Origin of the sequence: Shewanella maritima (assembly GCF_004295345.1) — a bacterium.
Lineage (GTDB): Bacteria > Pseudomonadota > Gammaproteobacteria > Enterobacterales > Shewanellaceae > Shewanella > Shewanella maritima.
In genome coordinates, this window is record NZ_CP036200.1 from 2,198,740 (window position 1) to 2,225,000 (window position 26,261).

Annotated in this window: 22 protein-coding genes; 15 read left to right on the forward strand and 7 right to left on the reverse strand. The window is 44.9% G+C overall.

The features are described from left to right. The first annotated feature begins 301 nt into the window (after positions 1–301). The 8 genes from EXU30_RS09345 (at position 302) to EXU30_RS09380 (ending at position 9,027) form a co-directional block, all read left to right on the forward strand. Entirely contained in the window at positions 302–937 is a 636-nt protein-coding gene (locus EXU30_RS09345; RefSeq protein WP_130599445.1) for a hypothetical protein, read from the forward strand. 13 nt (positions 938–950) lie between these two features. Beyond that, entirely contained in the window at positions 951–1,421 is a 471-nt protein-coding gene (locus EXU30_RS09350; RefSeq protein WP_130599447.1) for a CYTH domain-containing protein, read from the forward strand. A 135-nt stretch (positions 1,422–1,556) separates the two neighbouring features. Next, positions 1,557–2,756, forward strand: coding sequence for a hypothetical protein (locus EXU30_RS09355; RefSeq protein WP_130599449.1), 1,200 nt, complete (start codon positions 1,557–1,559; stop codon positions 2,754–2,756). A 284-nt stretch (positions 2,757–3,040) separates the two neighbouring features. After that, the gene (locus EXU30_RS09360; RefSeq protein WP_130599451.1) at positions 3,041–4,390 is read left to right on the forward strand and encodes an OprO/OprP family phosphate-selective porin; all 1,350 of its coding nucleotides are present in this window, start codon (positions 3,041–3,043) and stop codon (positions 4,388–4,390) included. 13 nt (positions 4,391–4,403) lie between these two features. Further along, the gene (locus EXU30_RS09365; protein WP_130599453.1) at positions 4,404–5,228 is read left to right on the forward strand and encodes a hypothetical protein; all 825 of its coding nucleotides are present in this window, start codon (positions 4,404–4,406) and stop codon (positions 5,226–5,228) included. A gap of 91 nt (positions 5,229–5,319) precedes the next feature. Further along, positions 5,320–5,988: a DUF47 domain-containing protein gene (locus EXU30_RS09370; protein ID WP_130599455.1), complete on the forward strand. Its 669-nt coding sequence runs from the start codon at positions 5,320–5,322 to the stop codon at positions 5,986–5,988. 11 nt (positions 5,989–5,999) lie between these two features. Next, positions 6,000–7,043, forward strand: coding sequence for an inorganic phosphate transporter (locus EXU30_RS09375; protein ID WP_130599457.1), 1,044 nt, complete (start codon positions 6,000–6,002; stop codon positions 7,041–7,043). Positions 7,044–7,092: 49 nt separating this feature from the next. Further along, positions 7,093–9,027: a methyl-accepting chemotaxis protein gene (locus EXU30_RS09380; protein WP_130599459.1), complete on the forward strand. Its 1,935-nt coding sequence runs from the start codon at positions 7,093–7,095 to the stop codon at positions 9,025–9,027. A 116-nt stretch (positions 9,028–9,143) separates the two neighbouring features. Here EXU30_RS09380 and EXU30_RS09385 read toward each other — a convergent pair whose 3' ends face one another. Then, entirely contained in the window at positions 9,144–9,695 is a 552-nt protein-coding gene (locus EXU30_RS09385) for a DUF1569 domain-containing protein (RefSeq protein WP_130599461.1), read from the reverse strand. Between the two features lie 355 nt (positions 9,696–10,050). Here EXU30_RS09385 and EXU30_RS09390 point away from each other — a divergent pair, with 355 nt between their 5' ends. Further along, positions 10,051–11,991 (forward strand): methyl-accepting chemotaxis protein, encoded by a 1,941-nt coding sequence (locus tag EXU30_RS09390; RefSeq protein ID WP_130599463.1) that lies wholly within the window; start codon positions 10,051–10,053, stop codon positions 11,989–11,991. 45 nt (positions 11,992–12,036) lie between these two features. Here EXU30_RS09390 and EXU30_RS09395 read toward each other — a convergent pair whose 3' ends face one another. After that, the gene (locus EXU30_RS09395; protein ID WP_165399001.1) at positions 12,037–12,903 is read right to left on the reverse strand and encodes a hypothetical protein; all 867 of its coding nucleotides are present in this window, start codon (positions 12,901–12,903) and stop codon (positions 12,037–12,039) included. A gap of 96 nt (positions 12,904–12,999) precedes the next feature. Next, positions 13,000–13,299, reverse strand: coding sequence for an ArsR/SmtB family transcription factor (locus EXU30_RS09400; RefSeq protein WP_130599467.1), 300 nt, complete (start codon positions 13,297–13,299; stop codon positions 13,000–13,002). Positions 13,300–13,449: 150 nt separating this feature from the next. On the opposite strand from EXU30_RS09400, the gene EXU30_RS09405 reads away from it, so the two are divergent. Further along, entirely contained in the window at positions 13,450–14,361 is a 912-nt protein-coding gene (locus EXU30_RS09405; protein ID WP_130599469.1) for a permease, read from the forward strand. A gap of 130 nt (positions 14,362–14,491) precedes the next feature. Here the strand turns inward: EXU30_RS09405 and EXU30_RS09410 are convergent, their stop codons facing one another. Then, on the reverse strand, positions 14,492–15,601 hold the full coding sequence (locus tag EXU30_RS09410) for an NHL repeat-containing protein (RefSeq protein ID WP_130599471.1): 1,110 nt from the start codon (positions 15,599–15,601) through the stop codon (positions 14,492–14,494). A 273-nt stretch (positions 15,602–15,874) separates the two neighbouring features. Here EXU30_RS09410 and EXU30_RS09415 point away from each other — a divergent pair, with 273 nt between their 5' ends. Then, entirely contained in the window at positions 15,875–16,666 is a 792-nt protein-coding gene (locus EXU30_RS09415; RefSeq protein ID WP_242620374.1) for a DUF4344 domain-containing metallopeptidase, read from the forward strand. Positions 16,667–17,124: 458 nt separating this feature from the next. Here the strand turns inward: EXU30_RS09415 and EXU30_RS09420 are convergent, their stop codons facing one another. The 3 genes from EXU30_RS09420 to EXU30_RS09430 form a co-directional block, all read right to left on the reverse strand. Next, positions 17,125–18,918, reverse strand: coding sequence for a flotillin family protein (locus tag EXU30_RS09420; RefSeq protein WP_130599473.1), 1,794 nt, complete (start codon positions 18,916–18,918; stop codon positions 17,125–17,127). 87 nt (positions 18,919–19,005) lie between these two features. Further along, positions 19,006–19,653 (reverse strand): YqiJ family protein, encoded by a 648-nt coding sequence (locus EXU30_RS09425; RefSeq protein WP_130599475.1) that lies wholly within the window; start codon positions 19,651–19,653, stop codon positions 19,006–19,008. A gap of 207 nt (positions 19,654–19,860) precedes the next feature. Further along, positions 19,861–21,384: a DUF3612 domain-containing protein gene (locus EXU30_RS09430; protein WP_130599477.1), complete on the reverse strand. Its 1,524-nt coding sequence runs from the start codon at positions 21,382–21,384 to the stop codon at positions 19,861–19,863. A gap of 172 nt (positions 21,385–21,556) precedes the next feature. Here EXU30_RS09430 and EXU30_RS09435 point away from each other — a divergent pair, with 172 nt between their 5' ends. The 4 genes from EXU30_RS09435 to EXU30_RS09450 all read left to right on the forward strand — a co-directional run bounded on the left by EXU30_RS09435 (position 21,557) and on the right by EXU30_RS09450 (position 25,722). Further along, positions 21,557–22,075, forward strand: coding sequence for an aldolase/citrate lyase/malate synthase family protein (locus tag EXU30_RS09435; RefSeq protein WP_130599479.1), 519 nt, complete (start codon positions 21,557–21,559; stop codon positions 22,073–22,075). Between the two features lie 240 nt (positions 22,076–22,315). Continuing rightward, positions 22,316–22,741 (forward strand): hypothetical protein, encoded by a 426-nt coding sequence (locus tag EXU30_RS09440; protein ID WP_130599481.1) that lies wholly within the window; start codon positions 22,316–22,318, stop codon positions 22,739–22,741. A 403-nt stretch (positions 22,742–23,144) separates the two neighbouring features. After that, on the forward strand, positions 23,145–25,250 hold the full coding sequence (locus tag EXU30_RS09445; protein ID WP_130599483.1) for a TonB-dependent receptor plug domain-containing protein: 2,106 nt from the start codon (positions 23,145–23,147) through the stop codon (positions 25,248–25,250). Positions 25,251–25,386: 136 nt separating this feature from the next. Then, complete coding sequence (locus tag EXU30_RS09450; protein ID WP_242620403.1) at positions 25,387–25,722, forward strand: TlpA family protein disulfide reductase; 336 nt, start codon at positions 25,387–25,389, stop codon at positions 25,720–25,722. The last annotated feature ends 539 nt before the right edge of the window (positions 25,723–26,261 follow it).

A 26,261-nucleotide genomic window follows, 5' to 3' on the forward strand; every position in this document is an offset into this window, starting at 1 on the left:
ATGATGTTGGGATAACCATACAGATTTTGTTACGACAAAAAGCCGATCAAGATCAACAAAATAACAATCTAGTTTTATTTAAAAAATATTTTTAAAACAAAACAGCAATAAGCGGAGAAACAAAAAACCATTAAAAATCAGATAAATAAAAACAATTTAAACACATCACCTGTAAGAAACTGTAAGATTAGGTTGAAACTAATAATTAAAAATATTGATCTAGATCGAGTTTTTTTATCGCTAATCTCATTACTGTAATAACGCTCCTATTCAAAACACGTTCAAATGAAGGATTACAAATATGTCAGAGTTAAAAATCGGTGAGATTTCAAAACCACGCTTCGAGTTCCGTACTTTTGGTCAAAGCTTTGCTGAGTCAGCAGAGCGTATGGCACGTTTGTCTCAACCCGTACCAGAAAAAGTGTGGCACCGTGAAAGTGACGAGATTTACATTATGTCGCGCACTAATGACTTAAATAACACTAAAATCCGCGACGGCAAGATGGACATCAAAGCGTATGTTCAAACAGTAGACGGCCTTGAACAGTGGGACCCTAAGCTAAAAGCGGAATTCCCAATTACTAAAAAGCGCCTGGTTGAAGAAATCTTCCCAGCGTTTATCGTCGACATCCCAGAATTAACACAAGAAGAATACAGCTTCGACGCCTTTATCGGTCTAATCAACGACCACCCAGACTTACAAGCAGTAAAAATTCACAAAGAACGCTATGGCTACATGGTGAACAACACGATTTGTGAAGTTGCAAATGTACTGGTAAACGGTGCCAAGATTGTCAGCATTAACAGTGAGTCAACTGAACTTGAAGACATTCAAAAAACCATTAAAGACGTCAAGCTAGAAGGGGTAGAGAATATTAACTACCTGCAAGCCATCAAGCGTGTGATTGGCATGAAAAACCTGCCACTAGCAAACTAATAAGGAGGCAAACATGGCACAAGAAATTGAACGAAAGTATCTGGTAAAAAACGAAGATTTTAAAGCTATCGCAGCTCGCCAAGTGCGTATTATTCAAGGTTACTTAAGCTCAGTACCTGAGCGCACAGTACGCGTACGCGTTAAGGGCGACAAAGGCTTCTTAACCATTAAAGGTATTGGTAATGAGTCTGGCGCGTCACGCTACGAGTGGGAAAGCGAAATCCCAGTAGCAGAAGCACAAGATCTACTTAAAATCTGCGAGCCAGGCGTAATCGATAAAACCCGCTATTTAGTTGAATACGAAGGTCATATTTTTGAGGTAGATGAATTCTACCAAAGCAATGAAGGCCTAGTAGTTGCCGAAGTTGAACTACAAAGCGAAGATCAACAAGTGAACAAGCCAAGCTGGTTAGGTGAAGAAGTCACTGGTGATGCCCGCTACTACAATTCAATGCTTATGAAACAGCCTTACACTAGCTGGTAAGCACTGATGTCATTGTCGCTTTCTCAGGCCGATCAGTACCATCTGAGCATTAAGACGGATTTTTCCCCTGCCGTTAAACATGCTCAACTCAAGGTACACTTTTTTCTTCCCACTCGATTGGCTGAGAATAGCGACATGCTCAACCCGCATGGCTTTTACCATGCACTCATGCACAAGCAGTTACTCACCTCCACTACACCGCCAAGCATTGAGGCGATGCGTCAGGCGTTGTTAGCCATTAAGCAAACCGCTTATGCCCAAGCGCAAGACAATGTACAGCGCTATCGCAAAGCTTTATCGCATTTTATTACCGATTTACGCATCTTATTGCTTAGTGCATCCACCAGCGAGCTAAAGCAGTTTGATGAACTGATTCAGTCATTTATTTCGATACATGACAATGAAGCTAATTTAACTGATGTCAGGCTATACAAACTCAGCCTGCACCAGATGAGCTACTACTATTATCAAGCACTATTGCGCGAGCAAAAAGCCACGCCATCTTGCGAACTAGAAAACTTAATTGCTAAATACACCGAACTAGCGCAGCAACAGCAAATTAAGTTACACCATGAGTCTGAACATGGCCGCGAGCGCCTACTTAACAAGTTGCACCTCGGGCGAAAGGTTATCCACAGCCCTTATAAAGTCAGCAGCAAAATGCTTAAAAACGGTCAAGTCGCCGAGCAACTGATATTTGGTGTGGCTGCCGCCCTTGCCATGGCATTTGCTACCGCTGTTGCATTTGCCACCCAAAAAATATTTGGCAATTTTTCTACGCCTTTTTTCTTCTCACTGGTGCTGTCTTACATTTTCAAAGACCGTATCAAGGAGCTAGGCCGACAGTACCTATTACAGCAGTTCTCTTCCAAATACTTTCAGCATCATTTTCGCCTGTATCAAGGTAATAGTAAGCACCTGATTGTGGACGTAAAAGAAAGTTTCTTCAGGCAATCAAGCCGCAAATTGCCTAAAGCACTCCAAGCGGTGTTAAAACACCGACCTTTAAATGAATTTAGTGACAAAGCCCATTGGGTTTATCAACGCCGTTACTTTTTCAGTACTTATAAACGCAAACAAAAAACAGAAAAGTTTACAGATGAACTGACAATAAACTTAAGCAAATCGTTAAGGGCGTTACCTAAGATTTTAAGTAATCATCATTTCTATGATGCTAAGCAGATAAAGATGATCCCAGTACATAAAACTCACTATCTCTATCTACTTATTAGCCAAGTTAATGATGGTAATCCTGAATACGCGCATTTTCGCGTATCGGCAAGCCGCAAGGGAATACATGGAGTTAACAGACTAGACACCAACAAAACTAACTAGAAATACACCTAAACAGCATTACATTCCTTTTACTGTGCTTATTACCTCCAAAGCACGGACAAGCCTACTTTTGCCTACAGTTTTTGACAATAAAACCAGACATTTAACTATGAATACCCAATCAAACAAAAAATGTAGAAGTTTTAAATTAATTGTACGATTAAGTTGAAATTAGTAGACATAGATCAAGTTTTTTCACAAACAATATCTCTACTATTTAGCCATACAGCAGGAACAATTTTTTACACAGCGTTAACACAAGCAGTTACATAAGGATAATTATTATGATGAAGAAAAATGTGTTTGCTCCTAACCGTGTTGCCCTTGCCATTTCGGCAACGTTACTTTGCCTGTCAACCTCGGCTGTTGCCTCTGAGTCAGACCGCATCAATGAACTAGAAGAACGACTAAATCAACTTGAAGTTGAGCTCATCGAAGCGAAAGACGCCGCCAAAAGTACCGACCGCGTTAAGTTTAAAACTGGTGACCCATCACCAGAGTTAATTTCTAAAGATGGTCAATCAACAATGCAGTTTACCGGCCGGATTCAAATGGACTATGTCAACGCAGATCCTTTCTACACGGGCGATGATCGTGAATACACTGAAGGTTTTGATGAAGTGAGCTTCCGCCGTGTGCGCTTTGGCGTAGAAGGCTATTTCTCAAACGTTTGGAAATACTCGCTAGAGTTTGATTTTGATGGCGCTTCAGAGGTCGAAGTCAAAGATGCGAATGTAAACTATCGCGGCTTTGAAAACTCTGAGATCAAATTGGGTTTCCAAAAATTTGGCTACGGTATGGAGGCGACAGGCAGCTCTAAAAACTTAGCTTTCCTAGAGCGTGCGAGTACCGATACTTTCTCACCTGATCGCGCAGTAGGTGCATCTTGGCTATATAAAGGTGACGGTTATAACTTCACACTAGGCTACGGTGTAACCGCACTACTGAATGACGATGACGAAAATGAAAAGCTCGACGTTTTAAATGGTCGCATCACCTATACCCCAATCAAAAATAGCGACCACCTATTACACCTTGGCGCGAGTGGCCTTTACACCAAAACCAATGATTACACCCAAAAAGTTCGTTACCGTGCCCGCCCAAATACTAAGGCAACAGGTCGCATCATCGATACAGGCAAAGTGAAAGCTGAATCAACTCAGCACTATGGTATTGAAGCTGCTTATCAGCACCGCAACTTATTGATTCAAGGTGAATACGCAATAGCTAAAACCGATGCAGTAGAAGGTGAAGAGTCGATTTCCGTAAACGCTGGATACATTCAAGCTGTGTACACCTTAACTGGTGAAAAGTGGGGCTACAGTGGCAAGAAAGGCGTATTTAAAACGGCTAAGCCAGACAACGCAATTTCTGCCGGTGGCTGGGGCGCCTGGGAATTAGCCGCACGTATCGATATTGCTGACTTTACCGATACAGATGCTGGTGTTGATGGTGGTAAAAAAACCGACTATGTACTTGGTGTGAACTGGTATCTAGAAAATAACCTTAAAGCCCAGTTTAACTACGTCCACACTCAGGCGGACTATGAAACAGCCTTTGAAGACATCAACGGCAACATGGTCTACGAGCAAGATGGCAATGTATTCCAAGCCCGTCTGCAATACGCATTCTAATTAGGAGGCACACATGAGAAACAATCTACTGTTAATTGGGTTGGTGAACCTCTGTTTGGGCGCCAATGCATACGCACTATCGCCAGATGCGTTTACCTCACTGGAGTACCACGTCAACACAGGTGTTGGTAAGACCTTACCTTATGCAACTGACACTATTACGCCAGAGTTTAAGAAAGCATTCAACTTTATAGACTTTGATAACGATGTGTCAGTCAAGCTGGTGACTTACCTAGACACACCTGATCGCGCTTTTAAAGCTAACGACATCAGCATCAGAGTGCGTGAGCATGTAACTAAGCCTCGCAAGAGCAAAATCACCGTAAAACTGCGTGCTGATAATCCTGAAGGCTTTGGGGATGTATCGAACTATCGCAAAGCAGAAATTGACTTCACTAACGATCAGGCTAAGTACAGTGTTAGCTACGATGTGCCGTACTCACCAGGTGAAATTGATGTTAAGAAAGTCGACTACGCCAAGGTTTTTGAAGTGATTAAAAAGAACAAGGCTGCCTGGGCATTGGTAAGCGACATTTACCAGAAAAATAAGCAAAGCCTTAAACAAACACTCGTCATGCGCACCCATGGCTGGGAGGGAGCATTAGACGATAAACGCTTTGACGACCTAGAAATTGACTTTCAAGTATGGACACCATACTACCGTCGCCCTCGCATCAGCTTTACTGAGTTTTCATTTAAAGGCAGTGCTAAAGACAAAGATCGCCTAGAGCAAGCCTATAAATACCTTTCAGATAAAGTAGAGCAAGTCGGCTTTGAGGCTGGTCACCAGGGTTCTAAAACAGGTTCAACCTTCAAAATGAGTAAAGCGTTCCAGTAAATCTGGTTCTCCCCCAGCAGGTAAGCTATCTACCGCTCCCATGATGGCTTACCTGCTCTTCCTCCCATCACAATAACTATAAGGAGATGCCATGTTTGGTTTTTCTCGGCTCAGCTCTTTGCTGTCTAAAAGTAGCTCTACAGAAACTAAAGTGTACCTATTTTTGGATCAGGTCACTTTATCCCACCATCAATTCACTCTGCTATGGAAAAGCTATTTAAAATACGGCGCAGACAGTGAACAATTCACTGATGCACTCGCCAAACTGCAAGCTATTGAACATCAAGCCGACAAGCTAAAACGCGAAATTGAACAAACCCTTTACCGCAAAACCTTAATTCCAGACTTACGATCAGATGTTGCCTCGCTAATTGAGCAAACCGACAGACTCATTAATCGCCAGGAAACCGTAGGCTTACATCTTAAAATTGAACGACCAGCCATTCCTTACGAATTACATGAAGATGTGCTGGCGCAAATTGCTACCATTGCGGACACCATAGACCACACCATACTTTGTGCCAAAAGCTACTTTACCGATCTACAGCGCGTGCAAGAGTATCACCAAAAAGTCATCGCCTTTGAAACTGATGCTGATGAAGCCTGCACCCGGGTAAAAACCCACTTGTTTAATCTCGATATTCCGTTAATGCAAAAGGTACAGTTACGTTACTTTTTCGACCGCATTGACAGAGTAGCCAACCTAGCCGAAGACATCAGCGACCGCATATCTATTTTCACCCTTAAACGTGCACAGTAATGGGAGAAACTATGGATATTGCAATCTGGATTTTTCTCTCCAGCGGCCTGTTTCTCGGCTGGTCACTGGGCGCCAATGATGCTGCCAATGTATTTGGCACCGCAGTTGGTTCCAAAATGGTTAAATTCTCCACCGCAGCGCTTATTTGCTCAGTAATGGTCATTCTTGGCGCCGTGATTAGTGGCGCTGGTGCATCACACACCTTAGGCGCACTGGGTAAAGTCTCGGCCATTGGCGGTGCTTTTACCGTGGCGCTTTCAGCGGCAACCACTGTTTACCTGATGACCAAGGCCGGCCTACCTGTGTCGACCGGTCAGTCTATTGTTGGCGCGATCATAGGTTGGAACCTATTCAGTGGCATGCCCACTGACTCGGCGGTACTGACTAAAATTCTCAGCACCTGGGTAATGTGCCCAATTCTCGCTGCCATTACTGCAGTGCTGTTATACATGGGCATCAACAAAGCGATTAAGCTGATTCGCCCAGGTATGTTCCAACTCGACAATTGGACGCGTATCGGTCTTATTCTCGCGGGTGCCTTTGGCTCTTACAGTTTAGGTGCCAACAACATTGCCAACGTAATGGGCGTGTTTGTCACCAGTACGCCACTTGACCCAATTGAGTTGTTCAACATTGAGTTTAGCGCCGCAATGCAGCTGTTCTTTATCGGCGCAGTTGCCATCAGCGTTGGGGTATTTACTTACTCTAAAAAAGTGATGATGACTGTGGGCGACAACCTCATTTCCATGACACCAGTTACCGCCTGGGTTGTGGTCATGGCGCACTCAATTGTGCTGTTTATCTTCTCGTCGCAATCCCTGTCTAACGCCTTTGTTGATATCGGCTTACCTGCCATTCCATTGGTGCCAGTGTCTAGCTCACAAGCGGTGATCGGCGCTGTCATCGGTATTGCACTGCTTAAGCGACTGCCAGTGCAGTGGAAAGTGTTGGGGCGGGTATTAATGGGCTGGGTAATTACGCCAATTATGTCAGCGATTGCCTGTTTTATTGGTTTGTTTGTGGTGCAAAACCTGTTCAATCAGGTGGTGATGTAACTCACCTGCCACCCGCGCTTTGATTTGTTGTTAGCTAGAGGATGTTGCTATGAATTTGCGCTCTCGGTTCAATCTGTTTCTGCTGCCCAATGTGGCATTTGGTCTGCTTACTGTTGCCACTTTTACCATCTATTTAAGCATCAATGCTATGCAGCAAAACGCCCTTGAACAGCTTGAAGCCAAGCAAGGGTTAATTGCCAAATCCATTGCTTACTGGGTCGACAGTAACCGGCAAATGCTGTCATCCCTCGCTAACAGCCCGGTTGTGACCGATGCGCTTACAACAAGTGCCAAACAAGCTCACGCATCGGCGCATTTTGCCAGTGTTGCCGATAGTTATGGCTATCGCAATATCGCCATCCTTAATCAAGATGGCACGGCTATCGCTGCGTCAAACCCAGCTCGAGTAGGCAAAGACTATGGTCACTTGTCTTATGTACAGCAGGCGCAGTCAACCAATGAGATCGTTATATCTTCACCACGTGCTAGTCGAGTTGATGGTACCTTGCTGATTAGCTTTGCCAAACAAATAAGGTCTGAAACGGGCAGCACTCGCGGCAGTATTTTCTTAAGCGTACCGCTGAATAACTTTTATCAGCAACACGTGGATGTCACTCAAGAATCACCTAATAGCTATGCATTTATCCTTACCCAAGATTGCCAACCGCTAGCTTATCGAGATATGCAAACTAAGTCGCAACCACACTTCGACAAGCTCTGTCGCCAAACGGGTGTGCAGCATAACTTTAGTGACAACGGCATTGAGTATTTGGCGATTAGCCATCGAGAGCCAACAACTGGCTGGTACATAATCACAGCAACCAAGCAACAGGTGCTAGATGATAGCTTTACCGCACTGAGCTCAAGCGCAGCTTTCATCGCTATATTAGCCATCATCATTATGGTTTTTGTTGTCATCAAACTCGTCGGCATTATCACCCAGGGGTTATCGACCATTACCGCTGCCGCAGATGATTTGGCAGACGGTGATATTGAATTACACCACCTCGACCAAAACAAATGGCGCGCCCAGCTTAATCGCCAAGACGAGCTTGGGCATATGGCGAACGCCATGCAACGACTTATCGACAACCAGCAGCATCAAGTACGCACGGCCCAACGCATTGCTAATGGTGAGTTAATGCATCAGATAAGACATGCCAGTAAACATGATGTGTTAGGGCAAGCACTAACAAGCATGCAAGCCAGTCTTAAAACCTTGGTCAGCTCAGTCAAAGCCACCAGCATGCAAGTATCTAGCGCTACTGAGTCGCTAAACAATGACGGCCAACACCTTGCTGAGGGTGCAACCGAACAACTAGCATCAGTATCTTCAATCAGCGCAGCACTACAAGAGATTGATAGCCAAATTCAGCTTACCGCGCAATCAGCGATGCAAATGAATCAACAGGGACAACAAACGCTCATCGCTGCAGAGGAAGGTAATGTCCATATCAGCCAGCTAACTGAGTCACTGCAAGCTATCAATGACTCAGGCGCACAGATCGCCGACATCATGAAAGAGATCACCAATATTGCCGAGCAAACTAACCTCATAGCCTTAAACGCGGCCATTGAGGCGGCGCGCGCAGGCGAGTTTGGTCGGGGTTTTTCAGTGGTGGCTGATGAGGTACGAAATCTTGCATCACGCAGTGCTCAAGCGGCAAATAAGACATCTTCACTGGTTAATCATTCGCTTGAGAAAATGGCTGAGGGCAATCAAATTGCAGACCAAACTGCTACAGTATTTGCCAACATTGTTGAGCAGGTAACGACCTCGGCAGAGCAGCTTGATGCCATTGCACAAGGCAGTCAGGAACAAGCAGGTGCCACTGCCGAATTGACCGAAGGCTTAGCGCAAATAGACTCAGTGGGGCAGCATGTGACCGCAATTGCCAATCAGGTTGCCCTGCAAGGTCAGGAACTTGCCGAGCTAACCGAGCAACTGCAGCAAGCCAGCTGTCAGTTTAAAAGCGATGAGTAGTAATCACCGACGGCAAAGAACCTGGCCACAAAGAGCTAGGCAGCGCCGGGCTAGCTGGTTTTTTACGGCTCAAGATGAGCAAACCCTAGAGGCGAACCCAGAGCAGACTCCACAAGCTAGCCGTGATGAACCACTTGCGTCAGATGATTGTAAAAGTGCATCACGTGCGCCAGCTCATACTGAGCTTTCGACAAATAACCGTAAGCAAAGTGCGGCATGAGCATGCCGCTAAAGCTATGAAACTGAGCAAGGGATGCTTTAAATCGCTGCGCTGCTGCTGCGACTGAGCCACCAGCAGCGAGCGTTGGCGCGCCAGGAATAGGCTCGCTTAACCCGTGAGTCATGCGCCCTTTGGCAGCAAAGGCTGTAAACGCTAATGCACCAACACTGTGCTTGAATAAATCAGACTTATGCTCAGGAAACCCACTTAGTGAATATTCCACACTCTGAGCGCAGTGATTGAGCATTTGTGCCAAGTCCCACTCACCATTAACTGAAGCGTTGTTATTGGCATAAGCAGCTAGTAGCTGATCTAGCTCAACAAGCGCTGCAGCGATAGTTAACGGCTTGTTGTTGCCATCTATGGCAAACCAGCCTCCTGCCGACAGCATCACGCTGCCAACCGCGATGCCAATCACTAGATTACGGCGCTGATGATCTGTCGCCATTTGCTCCAACTCCTCACTGCTCGTTTTTAGTCCGTTTATGACTACCGTTCACAACTTCATATTATTAGCCGCTACTTTGGCAGACCAAGTGTGGATAACCTTGGCTAGCCCGCCAAAACAACTACACCTTTTGCTGTACACCCTGTCCTTTTGGCTAATCATTTAGTACAGGTGGTCGCTAGACTTTTAGCTATACCAAGGGGTAATACTTTTGCCACAGCTGAATTAGCCACTAAGAGTGATTTTCAGCAAAACTAAGCCAACAAGCAACCATGGCTGTAAACATTTGTATCTTGTCACCTAAGTGTCACAAACAAGTCATATTCTCTCGGCAAATTTGCCACCGGTTGCCAAGATGAAGATATCCACATTAACTCGCATCGCCTCTGCACTTTTAATTGTTATTGCTATTGCAATGGCAGTGGTGATTTTTTGGAGTAACCAAGAACGTCAGGCGATTGAGCTGCAAAGCGATAAGCTGCAAGAACTGCAAAAGCGCTTTCTTGTGGATATTAAAGAAGAACTTCATGATTATCTCAACAGTGGCAACGCCGCACTGCTTGAACAAGCCAAGCAAGATCTGCAGCAAACCCAAAACGAGCTAGGTACATTTACTGGGCTGGATACCCAAACAACCTTGAGTGCTATTGAATCTTTCATTACTGCACTTGGCGGCGAATATCGCGCAGCGGGGAAATTAGCAGGCAACCCGAGGCAGTTGCTGTCTCACGCAGAGTCTGAAATGCTCGACTACAACTATCACCTTGCTAACTATAGTTTCAAAGGTCAGGCAACTAACCCTGATCTTGCTAACCAATACCTAAGTTTGGTTAACGATTTACCGCAGCTTGTTAATGAACTTTCACAGGTCACCACCGGCTATTTAATCAATAAAAATCAGCAGCTACAACCAGTATTAGCAAGATTGATTGAGCAGCTTCAAGCATGGAATCAAAGGCTAACCGCCCTGCCGCTTATTGGAATTTACATCACCGAAGAAGTTGATGAGTTCGCTCTTGGCGATGATGAGCCTGAAACCATCGAGGTTGGTGAAGAGTATCGCTCAGAGTTACTGAGTTTAAGCTCGCGCTACAGTAAAGAAGTCGACAATACTCATCGCATGCTCAATGAAAATCAGCGTATTCAGCAAGCCCTCATCACCGACCTTGGACAAATCGAGTCTCAATTACTTGAGCTGGGCAATATGCAAAAGCGCAAGGCTCAGCAACTGAAAAGTACTCTGACGATTGCCATCGTGGTTATGGTGTCTATTTTGATTGCCTTCTCACTCATCTATTTAGTACTGCAACAGCGCCGAGTAATCAAGCCGCTGAAACACTTAAACCATGCCTTCCACCAGCTGAGTGAAAGTAATAGCCGCGAGCCACTGAATATTACCCGTCGCTGTGAAACAGGGCAGATAGCCAACCACTTCAATCAAATGTTGCAGCGTTTTGAGCAAGAAGATGAACAGCAACGCCAACAGATCAGCGTGATCTCTCAGTCATTGTCGCAACTGGTAAATCGTATTACTGATATTTCCAGCAGCACAGCGCGCACTCAATCAGTGGTAGTCAATGCGCAACAGCAAACTGAGCAAATCCGCCAGCTGGCGACTGAGGTCAGCGAAACCTCAAATCAAGTAGAGCAAACCGCTGAAAAAACCAAATCACACATGCTGCAAAGTCAAAAAGAAGCCGAAGCCGTTTTGTCAGCAAGCGAGCAGTCACAACAAGCGGTTGAGCATTGTCATCAATCATTAGCCAGCTTAACGTCATCGGTGACCGATGTATCTCAAATTATTGATGTGATTGGCAACATCGCTGAGCAAACGAATCTACTGGCGCTCAATGCGGCAATTGAAGCAGCAAGAGCTGGCGAGCAAGGCCGCGGCTTTGCCGTGGTAGCTGATGAAGTACGTAATCTATCTCAGCGCACCAAAACCTCCCTTGAAGAAGTCATGGCGATTCTCAATAAACTCACCAAAGCCAATGCAGATTTAACCACGCGTGTTGAAGGCATTGAGCAAACGACCTTAAGCCAGAAACAGCGTGCCCATAAACTATGGCAGGTCGCTCAAAGCGTGCAGCAGCAAGCCTCAGAAATGGCAGTAACCGCCAAACAAGGCGCGCACAGCTCGCAGTCGCAAGTCGTGCACCTTGATGAGTTTGTTAGCGCGATGGATAGCTTAAAAGATCATGCTCAAGCGGCAACCGCACAAACAAATTTAATTGCGGGTGAAGTGTCGCAGTCCGTCGAAGATATTGAAGTTAGCTTAGGCATCAAGTCTGCCTAAACGAGTTTCCGTAAAGGGGCGATATATTGGCGCTATTTCCTCAATCTATTTACTAGCGCGTCTTGCGTCAAACTGAGCTTTGGCAAGCTGGTTATATTGCTCAAGCAAGCTTAAATCAGACTCGGTAGTCGCAAGCTTTGCTAAGTCCATTTTGAGCTTACCCTGGCTATCAAACTGACTAGCATAAGTGCCCATGCCAATCATATCCACTTGCCAGTGTGTAATCCGCCCTATCATATAGTTGCCAAACAAGAAGGCTTCATACTCATTTGATAAGGTTAAAAAGTCACTAAAGCCCATGCCTTTAATTTGCTTTTGCGCGGTAAATGACGCCTTGTAGCTGCGGCTGAACACTGGGTTAGCTTGTGTCTGATTTGGACGCATTGCTAGCTGTAACTGATAAGCGTGGCGGGTTTCGTGTAGCAAGAACGCAAGCGCTGCATATTGCGGCTGTGAGGCGAGTTTCTCAGGGTTGAGATAAACCGTGCCGTTGTCTCGGTCAGTCAGTTTAAAGTCAAAATACACCATCTTGCCGGGGTAGCTATGGTTATCAATCACCAACTTAGGCGGCTTAATGCCAAAGCTTGCCACTTCAAGCTCGAAGATTTGCCTCAATAAGGGGATTTGCTGCTCAAGGCTCAATGTATCCCAGTTTTGCAGCGCTGTTGATACCGTTTTATCTTGCGCTAAAAGAGCCAACAACTTATCGGCATCAGCAATAGTTTTAGTTTGCGTGAGCGCTAAAAACTGCTGATTTGGCTGCTGCAGCACAAACGCTTGCGGCGCTTGCTGCTGAATTGACGGGTTTGCATAGAACTTGTCGTTGGCATTGACTGTTAGCGATAGGCTCGCAAACACAGGAAGTGCAAGTGCTAACGCTATCTTAGTGAAGCCTTTTTTCGGTGAGATCATTTTCATTACCCCTTGCTGCTCTTATTTATCATTGGCAGCTTCATCTCTCGGTTTTAATCAGTGGTGTTTAAATAGTGGTTTATTAATGGCGGTGCATTAGTCAGCGTTGCATTCATCAACGCAGCACTCGTCTACAAGAAAGCCAATCACTTGCTGTAATTGCTCATATTGCGCGGTGCAAAATAAGGTTCGCCCTTCACGGCGCTGCTTAAGTAAGCCTGCTGAGACTAACCCCGTAATGTGGTGAGATAACGTAGAGCCGGGAATATCGAGCTTTTGTTGTAATCCACCCACAGGGATCCCTTGGTGCCCAGCTCTAACAATTGATTTGTAGATCATCAATCTTGTTGGATGCCCCAATTCTTTCAATGCCTTAGCAACTGCCTCAAGTTCCATAGCCATACCTTATTAAAAAATATATTTCGATATTACTAGAAATAACTTGACGCGTATAGTCAGCCTGCCTAAAATCTCCGCAACAATTAATTCGACAAAACTAGAAATATAGTTTTTAGTGAGTCAACCAGTTCACTCTGTGAGGCAGTTATGAATACAGAAATGCTCATGAACACACTCAATATGTTTGCCTTTTTAACCGTTGAGCTAACCTTGCTATTTTTGGCAATTAGCTATCTGGTGGGCGTACTGCAAATGTATATTCCACCAGCAAAAATCCAGTCGATACTTAGCGCCAAGAATGGCAAAGGCTATGTGGTTGCTGCGCTGCTAGGTGCTATCACGCCATTTTGCTCATGCTCAACCATTCCTTTTCTAAAAGGGTTACTTAGAGCTCAAGCAGGCTTTGGCACCATGATGGTGTTTTTGTTCTCTAGCCCGTTACTCAACCCAATTATTATTGGCCTATTTGCGGTCACTTTTGGGCTTAAAGTCACCGTGTTTTACTTTGTATTTGCCATGGGAATTTCGGTCATTGCCGGTTACTTGCTAGAGAAGCTAGGTTTTGAAAAGTACGTCAAACCTGAGGCTTATATCGCGCCAGAGACTAAGTCGTGTGGCAGCAGTTGTGGCGGCAAAACAAAGCCTGTAAGTAAGTGGCTAACAATTTGGAACAGCACCTGGAGCGACTTTAAAAAAGTCCTACCTTACTTAATGGCAGGTATTGCAATTGGCTCATTAATTTATGGTTTTATGCCAACAGAATTTGTGGCAAGTGTCGCCAGTGATGACAACCCATGGGCGATTCCGGTGTCAGCGGTAATTGGTATTCCTTTGTATATTCGCGCTGAAGCAGTTATCCCATTGAGTGCAGCCTTGGTTGCTAAAGGCATGGGGCTAGGTGCGGTAATGGCATTGATTATTGGTAGTGCAGGTGCCAGTTTAACTGAGGTCGTGCTACTGAAATCTATCTTTAAAAACCCGATGGTAATCACCTTTGTCGCGGTTATCTTAACTATGGCAATAGTGACTGGTTTTGCTTATCAAATGCTGTTTGTATAACAAAGCTAAAACGAGATACAACCAAGCCTAAGCTCACTTAGGCTTGGTTATCTAGATCTTGCAGGCTCAGCTTCAACTGAGTTAGCTTTATTTGGCTGGACTTTAATTGGCTAAGCAGCAATAACCATCACTAATGTTTGCGGACGACTTTTCGAATAAAGCCGCGATCGTTCTCAGTAATGAGTAAATTGCCTTGCTGATCTATCGAGATTGCTCGTGGCTCACTGATTTTCTTGCCTAATGTCGCATAAGACTGGTTATCACCACTATGCTCATCTGAGCTGCCACCATCGATGAAAAGATGAATTATGCCGTAAGGGTCGACAAACCACACTTGACCGCCAGCATGCGTTACCAAGAAGTAGCCGCCATTATCTGCAAGCCAAATGCCTCGAACTTGATTGAGTGCATTGTCGGTGGCCTGGTGACCATCACCGCCACCAGATAACTTCCCATTACCAGCTAACTTCCCATTACCAGCTATTACGGTTTTACGGCCATCTGGCGTGACTCGATATACCCGATGACCAAAACGGTCAGTCACTAAAATATCGCCATTGTGATCAACAGCTAGATTACCCAGCTCCACAAAACCATCAGCCACTATGCTAATCCCAACACCTTGCTGCCAACGCTTAAGCTTATCGTGATTAGCATAATAGATGGTTTTATGGTCATCGCTTACCCATAAGCCACGACCACTGACAATCTTGTCATCATCATGAAGCACGGTGGAAACCACACCTACTGGAGTGACTTTGCGAATGCGATTATTGCCTAAATCTAAAACATACAAAGTGTCATCCGCGGTAATCCAAATACCGTTAGGAAAGGCCAGTTGAGTATTAGCCGGCGTATGAGCATCGCCATTAAAGCCGTATTTATTGGTGCCCATAAAGGTTGAGATTTCACCTGTAGCATTAACGAGACGAATCGCATGGGCATCTTTATCAGCAATATAAATATTGCCTTTGGAGTCAGCTATCGCATGATGCGGCCGTGACAGCTCAGCTTTGGTGGCTACGCCGCGTTCAAACTCAACCTGCCAGTTATTGTGATACTTCGCCCCATCTTCGCCAGCACCCGCAATGGTAGTAAGCAGCGAATATTGCGAAGCAAATGCGCCATAATCAAAGCCAGTATCACCTGCAACGGCGCATAGCGGAATTGAAGCGATTACAGTTAAAACGGCTTGCTTAAGGCGAGTCTGCAAACTGCGCCTGGGTTTAATACTATGCATTTTCGAACACTTCCCTTTGTTAACTTTACAAAACACTTGTATCCTAACCAAATTAAACACGAACCCACTGATCTCGATCAAGTTTCAATCAAATCTGACAAATGCAAAAAAAGAATACTCAGGTAAACACCAATAAAAACAAAAAATTTAATACCATAGGGAGAACAAAAATAATGAATAGATCAAAACTTATTGAGGAAATTGTTTGACCGCAAACGTTACAAACTAAACCCAGTATCCTTTATAAGGTCTGTGAATTAACTAAGGACTGTTATGAAATCAGCAACCGCTTTAGTCTCTAGAGTCGCTAAGTTGGCACTCGCAAGTAGCATTATGACGTTTTGCGCTCAGGTGAATGCCGAGTCGTTCAACCTTGAATATCTAGCGCCGCAATCTAGCGCCGACAAACAAGCGCAGCAGGCCTTGCAATCAGCCAATGGTCTTGGTGCCATTAGTGATTTCATTAATCAAACATTTGAATTCGACCAACCAATTAATCTGGTGGTTGGCACTGAAGATGGCCCTTACTACGACAGCAGCGACGCGACTATCGCCTTCCCTTACTGGTTTTATACCGAGGTTAAACAGCGCTTTACCAAAGCCAACTATGGCCAGACGGGTGTATCTGTCGCTGATGCCAGCCTTGATGCCATGGTGCACACCACTTTTCACGAGCTTGCCCATGCGGTTATCGATATTCATCAACTACCGGTTGTGGGTAAAGAAGAAGATGCAGCAGATGGCTTGGCATCGGTACTCATGATTGAGTTTTTTGAAAATGGCGCTGATATGGCAATCTCAGCAGCTGACTTATTTGACCTGGAATCAGAAAACAGAAAAGTATTAGAAGATGCGGATTTTTGGGACGAGCACAGCCTCAACGAGCAGCGCTATTTCAGCACCCTTTGTCATGTGTACGGCAGCAACCCTGATGCTTATCAAGATATGATTAAGCAGCAAATTTTTACCGCTGAGCGCGGCGAGTTGTGTATTGAGGAATACCAAGTACTGGCTGGTAGTTGGTATGAGCTGCTATCACCTATGATGAAGCAGACTGACGAGTGATTAGCTTACTCTCCACAAATAAATTATCACCTTAAGAGTAAATTACCACGTTCTGAAGAAGGTGGCTGTGTGAGATCCCTAGAAGGGAGCCTAGCCTTACCGGTTGAAACTATATACTAGAGTTGCAATGACATTTAAAGCCGTTGAAAACATGGATGTTTTCGTCGAGCATTTTTGTGAGACAAAGAGGGGAAGTGTTCACGACGTGCTTTAAATGTCATTGCGACGTGAGAAACAATCAAAGCTGCCGTGTATGGAAAACACTAGAATTTACAGGCAAAGCCAAATCGAATGATAACCACCTACTGAAGTATATGGTTTAGGGCTAAAAACAAAAACGGCGCAATCCTAGTGACTGTCTCTAGGTGCGCCGTTTTACGTTTTAACTTTGGTTTTTTGGGGTGTGAGTTTCATAGCCGCTGTTATAGCAAGAGCCATAACAGCAGAGTCAAGTCACCTTAGTCTTTATCTAACGCCTGACCATTAGTCTGTGTGCTCTGAGGTTTTAGCAATGTTGGGTCGATATTCGCCTGCTGCACCGCTTCACGCGCTTTGCCGGTTAAGAAGTTATCGCCGGTTAGCATATCAGTAAGCGTACCGGTTTTATCATTCACCATACCTAGCTCTTGCAGCATGGCATCCACTACAGGTGCATTAGCGCGATAGTTTAGCGCTGCCGAAGTGATTTGCTCTGCAATGCTACCTGAGCCTGTCGCCATCACACTATCTGCGCCGTTACCCGCAGCGCCGACACCACCTTGATAGCCTTGAAGAATTTTAATGCCTTCAATGTTTTCAAGCGGCTTAACCGCATTTGCCACCACTTCTGGTAGTGCTTTAAGAATAGCCAGCGCTTTTTGCAGCTCAATTTGCTCATCTTTGAGGGTGTTTTCTGCTTCATACAAGGCTTGTTTACCCGCGGCTTCAACGGCAAACACTTTCTCGTCTGCTTCTGCCTGTAGAATCTTGGCATCTGAATCCGCTTTAGCTTCAGTTAGAATAGCCGCAGCTTTATCTTCAGCCGCTTGCTTGTCTGCTTGAGCTTGCACCGTAATACCAACAGCTTCACGCTCAGCTTCTTTCTTCGCGTCAATCACCTCAATCTCTTTACGACGATTCGCTTCAGCAACTTGCTTCGCAGTAATTACCGCCTCTTCTTTCTCAACCTTACCTTTTTCAGCATCCGCCGCTTTAGCGCGTGCTGCCGACTCTTCTTCTGACTTTTCGGCAACCGCAATTTGCTTATCTTGCTCAGCAACTTCAATATCACGTTGCTGCTGAATACGTGCTTGCTCTAGGTCTTTACGCTTAGCAATTTCACGGGTTTCAATGTCACGAGCCTTAGCAATCTCTGCTGCTTCAACTGCTTGTTCGCGGGCAATCTGTGCTTCACGCTCTTCACGCTCGCGTGCTTCACGGGTTTTAGCAATCTCCGCTTTTTGCTCAGCACGCTTAAACTCAAGCACTTGCTCTTGCTCTAGGCGAGCTTGCTCTTCTTCTTTTTGGATCTCTAACGACTGACGCTCAGCCTCAAGGTTACGACGCTCAATCTTCACTCGGTTATCTTGCTCAATGTCGTTGGTCTCTTTACGCTTTTCTTCAATAATCTTGGCTAAACGAGCACGACCTTCTGCATCGAATGCGTTGTTTTCATTAAAGAACTGCAAGTCAGTTTGGTCGAACCCAGTGAGCGATACCGATTCTAGCTCAAGACCGTTTTTCTCTAGGTCATTGGCGACGTTTTGCTGTACTTTCTGTACAAAATCAGCACGCTGCTCATGCATCTCAGTCATGCTCATTTCTGCTGCTACGGCGCGCAGTACGTCAACAAACTTAGATTCCATGAGTTTTTTCAGCTCTTCAACACGCATGGTACGTGTACCCAGAGTTTGCGCAGCCATCGAAATCCCTTCCTGACTTGTGGCAACCCTTAGGTAGAAATCAGCTTTTACGTCGACACGCATGCGGTCTTTGGTGATCAGCGCATCTTTTTGGGTTTTCTCTACCTCAATACGCAGGGTATTCATGTTCACCGGAATGGTCTCATGCAGCACAGGCAGACAAATGGCGCCGCCATCTTTCACCACCTTTTCGCCACCTAAACCGGTACGAACAAAGGCAATTTCTTTAGTAGCGCGAATATAAAGTTTGGCAAAAATGAGGCCAATAGTAATAAAGGCGATAAGTGCAACACCGGATACCAATAAGATAAACATGGTATTGGAAGTGTTAGTAAGCTCTAAGGATTCCATATTTAATTCCTTTTAAAACAACGCGTATGGAGTGCGTTTAGTAAGCGCTTTGACCCAACAGAGCCAAAACTGATTGAGAAAATTAACTTAAAACTGTTGCTCGAACTTGGCGCCAACCCAAAAGCTATTTTGCTTGCGTAGTAGCACCACTTGCTCATGCTGATTGAAGCTTTCGGTATCGGTTTCAGGGGCAACCATCACATAGTGTTTCTGGTTGAATTGATCGACAAGCACAGCTTCTGCAGGGTGGTTAAACCTAGCTGTACCTAAGGTTATTTTGGCAACCTGGCCACTAAATGAATCCTTGCTGACCGCCATAGATTCATTTTTAGGTAGCACCTTGGCAAGGCCGCGACCAACAAAGCTTGTGGTAAATAACGCCAGGGCTAAAGCGGCGATACCAGCGATAAATGAAGTTAACACCTGCCCAGAGACTTGATATGTCACATAGTTCACGGCATAACCAAGCAAGGCAAAGCTGGTAAGAAACAGCACTATCCAAATAAGCAGTGGCAGACGGTTAAGGCACAGCCAACCGAGGATTGGCGTTACGCCGGTATTGGCGACCTCAAGGTCAACGTCGACATCAAGATCAATGGGAGAAAGATGGTCGAGTAAGTTGGATATACTAAACCCGATGACCATACCAACACCCTCCAGCAGCGCCAGCATTAATACAATACTTAATGCGATGGCGAATGGGGTATTAGCATTGAGTAACAAAAACTCTAGCATTGCTGTATTCCTTTACAGTCTTGAGCCACAAATGATTGGCGCTATTTGATAGCATTTTTATGGCATGGGTAACAATAAAACCCAATTTAACAGATGCTTTCTTGCTATTAAACAGATATTTAGCAATTTACACTAGGAAGTAGAGCTAGGTCATAGCCAAGCTAGTACTAGGTATTATTGCTACATCTTCTGCTTGGAAACTAGAGCCTAACTGCCCTCGCATTGAGATTTTCCAGCTGAATAACAACTTGGCTGACGTGGACACACAGCGCCGCGCGAGCAAATCAACCTTGCATCATTATCGATGCCGCGCTCTACCCAGTTGATATTAAGGATCTTGGCAACGCTGGTTAGGTCTTGCTTAATAGCTTTTGGAATATCCACTGAGCCACCGCCGTCAACACAAGCCTGCTTAAGGTCGTTTGCAATCCCTAGCGCATCTTTACCTTGAGCCTCAATCGCCGGGTTTAAATCGATACCTGCGCACAGCACATGTGGATTACCAGCAGAGTCATCTACCTTAATTGACTCACAACAATAAATTCTTGGCTCATCACCCACGTTTAAGATTGAGATTTGCGCCGAGGTTCCTTCAAGTGGCTCATTTATCACCCTAAACACCGCCCAATGCTGACAAGGGTCTTCCACCATACGCATATTGCCCCAAGGCAGCGGAATACCATTACCACGATAAACCGCTTTTAACTTGCCCGGCGCATAGGCATCAAAGTAATGCCAATGAGGATAAGGTGACACTACAGTCATGCGGCGCATAGCGACCGATGCCGAAACCTGCAGTTGTTTGTGTACATCAATCTCATAGCCATGACGATCAAGTAATTGCCTAAATGGCACTTTAGGGCACAGTAAAGCGCCGGCAAAAAAACTCGACTCAAAGTCACGCCATGCGTGGAGAATATCCTGAGCGTTAAGGGTATTTGACTGCATGATATCGTCGGTAGGTTCACGACTACCCGACAACATGACACTCTTTAAACCATCCTTGTTATGCAATACACAATGGCCAATATGTACAGCAAGATCATACTTGAGTCGGTGCACGCGCTTTTTCAGCAACTTGTTGATGAAAATCGTACTCGGCGGCTCAAAAAATGAAGTGGTAATTTGCTGTGAAGTTTGACCGTTACTGTCAATGATTTCTCGCGGCGTATCATCAATCCATTTGATTTTCAGCCCCATACTCTTGGCAATTGCCAACATGTCATCGGCAGATAAAGGCATTTGCTTTTTACCTATTTCTTCAGCTGCTCGCTCTAGGTCTGGAAAGTGATTTTGATGATGTTCCTGATGGGCACGAATAAGCAAATGAGCAAACTGCCGCCCAGAAGTACCGGTTTGCGACAACATTTCAGGGATGGCGATTTGTAGAATATCATTAGAGAATAAAAAGCTTGGCTCAAGCGGCATGCCACTGATCCCGCCGCGACTGCCCTTATCAGGTGTAATCGCCTGCTCTTCAGGTACGTCATCTAAAAACCAGTCAACATCTTTTTGAAAAACCGCAGCTATCACCGCCAACATAGCGGCACTAGGAACACGTTTTCCGCGCTCGATCATCGACAAATATGACACGCTAGGCGCGTTACTTGAATCCACTCTTATACAACGAGCAGACAAGTCTTCCATAGTTAAGTTGTTGCGTTTTCTCAGGTTTCTTATCTTTGTCCCTAAGAAATGGCTTTGACGTATTAAGCTTTTTTCACTGCGCATTTTGTAAAATTCACACTGTAAAATTTTTATTGTGAAATTGTAGTGAAAAATACACTAGACTACAAATTAACCAATCGAGATAAATTCACATTTGGTTAATTAGCATCAATAAGTCTTCGCTCAGTCACTCATTAAGTGGCAAAACGTAGCAAGAATAGAAGAGGATAAGGTTATGAATATGTCGACACCACTACACACCACAGCCGCTCACAACCTTAGCAACTTCATTGAAGAGCAGATTGTAGCTTGCACTAATCAGCCAACTCGCACCGCAAAGGCTAAGCAGTTTCTGGATGAGCAATTTCCACTGACAAAAGGCTCACATGCCGATGTTTGTAGCTATGTTGTGTACTACACACACTTACTGGCCTTTATGAAAGATGGCACTCAGTGTGGCTTACAAAACCCATGTCAGTTTGTTGCCCTAAGTGGTCACAAAGAGTCGCCAACGAGCTTAGTGTTTAAGCACAACGACACCCATGTTGAAATTTGCTTTGACCGTAACGGACTCATTGGCGCTAATGACCAAGCACACATTGATGATATTCAGGTTACTTTGCCGATTAAAAATTTACCTACACCGTTCAAGCAGTGGGTAAGTATGCTGAACACCCAAAGTCAGCCAACTAAAGGCAACTGCAAGCTGTTCACCGCCAAAGACGGCAGCGACTACCGCATTAACCAGTCATAGCCTACCGGGTTAATCAGCACAACTTAAATAAGGCCAGCCGACTGAGGCTGGTCTTATTGTTCCTACCTACCTTTATGCTAGCGCTCACCTACAAACTATTTTTTACCAATCTTTGCCATTACTAATGGCTATTCCAACTACTACTAGCAGTTAAAGAGATGTTTAGTAATCGCCATATTCATAAGCTATTGCCGTTAAATCGGGTGACAGTAACCGAGCTTTTAAGAATGGGAGATTCAAATGAAAAAACTAACTGCAGTAACATTAATGGTATCAGCACTTTCAGGTTGTTCTGTTTACAACACCATCAAAGAAGTAGGCCAGCTCGTGGATTACGATATGGTTTCTAACGAAACACACTTCATCACAGCTGAAGGTCACCCATTTCAGATTGCGAAGCATCGCAAAGAAGAAGTTGCAAAAATCTTAGTATGTTCAGGCGCTTCCGGAGTTTTCTACAAAGAAGCTGAACCAGATTTACGTCAAGCAGCTAATGAGTGGTTAGCACAAAAGCAGCCGGGTAAAGCTGCCGGTGAGTCTAACGACCGCTCTGGTACTTGGGATTCAAAAGCATGTTACGAGTTCGACGTTATTGATCCACAACCAATTGGTGCTTACCTTGACGAGAAAACCGGTGAAGTCGTTGTTGTTGGCGAGAGCCACTAATTTTTCTAACTAACTCACTCACTTAGTGATATAGCAAAATATGACCAAATCACTGAGCGATTGATGCTCACCGCTTAAAAGTCATTGGCGAATGCTGATGACTTTTAGTAAAAGCCAAATAAAACATACAGCTACCTAAAGAGTTAAACTTTCACTCCTGCGCACTAGTCACTCGCCACATCACGACGCCTACTGAGTAAGGCAAGACTTTCCGTGATCAACAACACAAATCAGTAACACTTCCTTAAATTAACCTTAATTTTGTGCGTCAACTCGCAATATTGTTAATAATAATAATTATCATTTGTAATTTTAACGACATAACATTTAACATACGCGTCATTATAAAAACAAAATAATCGCTCAAACTGTTTTTAATGCATAAAAGGGAAATTTGACTCCTATGATGAAGTACTCACTTTTAGCAGCTGCTGTAGTCAGCGCGCTATCATTTTCAGTACAAGCTGCTGATGATATTGAAGTTATTGAGGTAAAAGGCGTTCGTCAGAAACTGCAACAAGATGGCCGCTTGAAAGACGTGATCCAAAAGACTGAGGTGCTTGATGAGATCATGATCGAAAACAAAAACGCACTAAGCTTGACTGATGCAATCAACAATGAGCCTGGTGTAAACGTCTCAAACGAATGCTCTATGTGTGGTGTTAAGCGCGTGATGCTTAACGGTATGAAGGGCGAGCACACAACAATTTTGGTCGACGGCTTACCAACACACACTCTTATCTCAGGCTTCTACGCTGTTGATGCTATCTCAACAACGGGCGTCGATCGCATCGAAATTGCTCGCGGCGCGGGTGCATCTCTTATCGCTCCAGAAGCCATTGGCGGCACAGTCAACATTGTTACCAAAGAAGCTTATGAAAACCAGGTAGCTGTTGACGTAGCAAAAGGCTCCCACGACTTCACCGCTTTCAAAGGTATGGCGACAGGTATCTCTGAAGATGGACGCACTGGTATCACCTTAATCGGTCAATATGATAAGCAAGACCAAGAAGATCACGACGACAATGGCGTAAGTGAAGCACCGCTGCAGGAAAACCAAACCCTAAGCGCGCTTATTAGCCACGACTTAAACGACTACAACAACATTCACGTGCGTGTCGCTAAAGTACGCAGTGAAGTATTCGGTGGTCCAGTGATTGGCGATACAGTTGGTTCAATTCAAGAAGCACTAGGCAGCTATGATGGTATTGAATCAGATCAACTCTTTGTCGATGACGATGTGCGCAACCGCTACATTGGTAAGCCATGGGAAACCACTGAGTGGATTCAGACTAACCGTGACGAAGCCTACGTAAAATGGCTAAGCGAGTGGAACGACTCTACCACTTCAGAACTTGCCGTTAGCTACGCAAACCACAAACAAGACTCTTTCTACGAAGGTATCGACTACCGCGCAGAAGATGAAATGTTGTACTTGCGTGCTAAATTCGACACCGAGCTAAATGATCAGCATTTCTTAAGCTATGGTGCTGATATGCGCACCGAAGAAATGCGCTCAGACACAAAAGCACTGCAAGATGTACCTGACTATGTAAGCGACTCGTTTGATTACGATGTAAAAGGTATCTTCGTTCAGGATACATGGACACCGACTGACAGTATCGAAATTGCCATGGCCGTGCGTATTGACCAAGTAACAGCTGACTTTATTGACCCAAAAAAGCCTGGTGTTGAGATTGACGAAACATTCGTTGCACCACGTGTTGATATGCGTTATTTCCACAATGATGAGTTCACATCGCGCTTCTCTGCAGGCCGGGGCTACCGTGCGCCATTATCTTTCTTTGAAACTGACCACGGCATTCTGGATTCAGAAAAAGGTTACTTAATCGATGTAGACTCTTTAGAAGACTCGCTATCGGTTAACTACGCACTGAGCTATGAAGGCGACAAGTTAACCAGCACTTTCTCCGCCGCTCACTCTAATGTTAAGAACCTAGCATCACTGCAAGAAACGGATGCTGGAGTACCTATCTTAACTCAGCTTGATGAAGATGCATCTGTAACGACTATCGACATCGTTGCCGGTTACAGCATTAACGACAACCTAACGATTAATGGTAGTGCCGAGTACTTCGACTACAACGACGTGTTCCGTTCTTCATACGCGATTGCACCAGTTGAAACACGCGCAAACTTTGAAATTGAATGGAAGAATGACGATTTCACGGTATTCTGGAACACCACCTGGTTTGGTAGCCGTGATCTACGTGACTATGGTTACGAAGGCTACAACATCAAAGGTGACCCAACTTCACTTAAGAGCCAGGACGCACCATCATTCACAGTCTCTAACGTTAAAGTGCAATACAACTTAACTAATGAGATCAAAATTTACGGTGGCTTATCTAATATCTTCAACTACACCCAAATCGAAGAAGGTGAATCACCGTTATTCTATGATGCAGATGGCGGCTACGACGTAGCATACATCTGGGGCCCATTACACGGACGCGAGTTCTACTTAGGTGTTGAAGCTAAGCTTTAATGGCCTGTTATTACTAGCCGCACTTGCGGCTAGTAATACCTGGGCGCAATCTCTCTCTGTCACGCAGATCGAACTCAAAGATCTGCGCGGCAGCTCCTCAGCTGTGTCTTATGACAACAGCAAACCCACTGTACTTATGTTTTTCCAACCCGATTGCCGCTGGTGCAAAAAGCAAGGCAAGGTAATGGCGAAACTACTGGAGCAGTGTGGCAATAAAATTCACTTCAATCTTGTTGGCGATAAAGGCTCAAGAACTAAGCTCAAGCGCGAACTAAGGCACTTTGCTGACGCCTTACCTGCACAGCAAAATAGTAAGTTGTTTGCTCGCAAAAGTGGTGGGGTCATCGGCTACCCAACGACGCTAGTGCTCGACACCAATGGCGAAGTGCTCGCTAAGAAACGCGGCGCAATTGAAGAGGCAAAGTTAATAAAGCTAGCCAGCCAACTCAGCGACGGCGAATGTGAGCTTTAGTCAAACTAGAGCTTACTTTCCTACAACTTAGATATTTATAGATATAGCTAAGCACGTGGCATATCTGTATCTACAGGTTGCCCTCACCGATCAGCATCCAAAACACAAATACAGACAAAGTTATTAGTGTGGGTCAGAACTACATAACTAATACCTTAAACCTCTGCCATAGACTGTATTAAAATTGACAAATAAACAGGTATCAAGCAATCCAGGATAGGCATTGATCCCGCATTAGGTAAGGATGCTACAAAACCTTAATGGCATTAATTGGGCGAAAATGAGGGACTTACTTTTCATAAAATACACAACACCACGTAAAATAGGTTGCATCTTCACTTCTCACGATTCGAGAAGTTAGGCGTCGGAAATGGCTAGCTTCGAATAAATTCTCCGCGTTCAACACCACCATCAAGCTTTGCCCAATAAAGAGCGTTCGCACATAGGGGCGTAAAGGCACGCTTTGAAAGCAATGCTTTCAGGGTCTTTGAAGCGCGAGCAAGCAGCGACCGCTAAGGATGGCAGAAATGTCGATTATG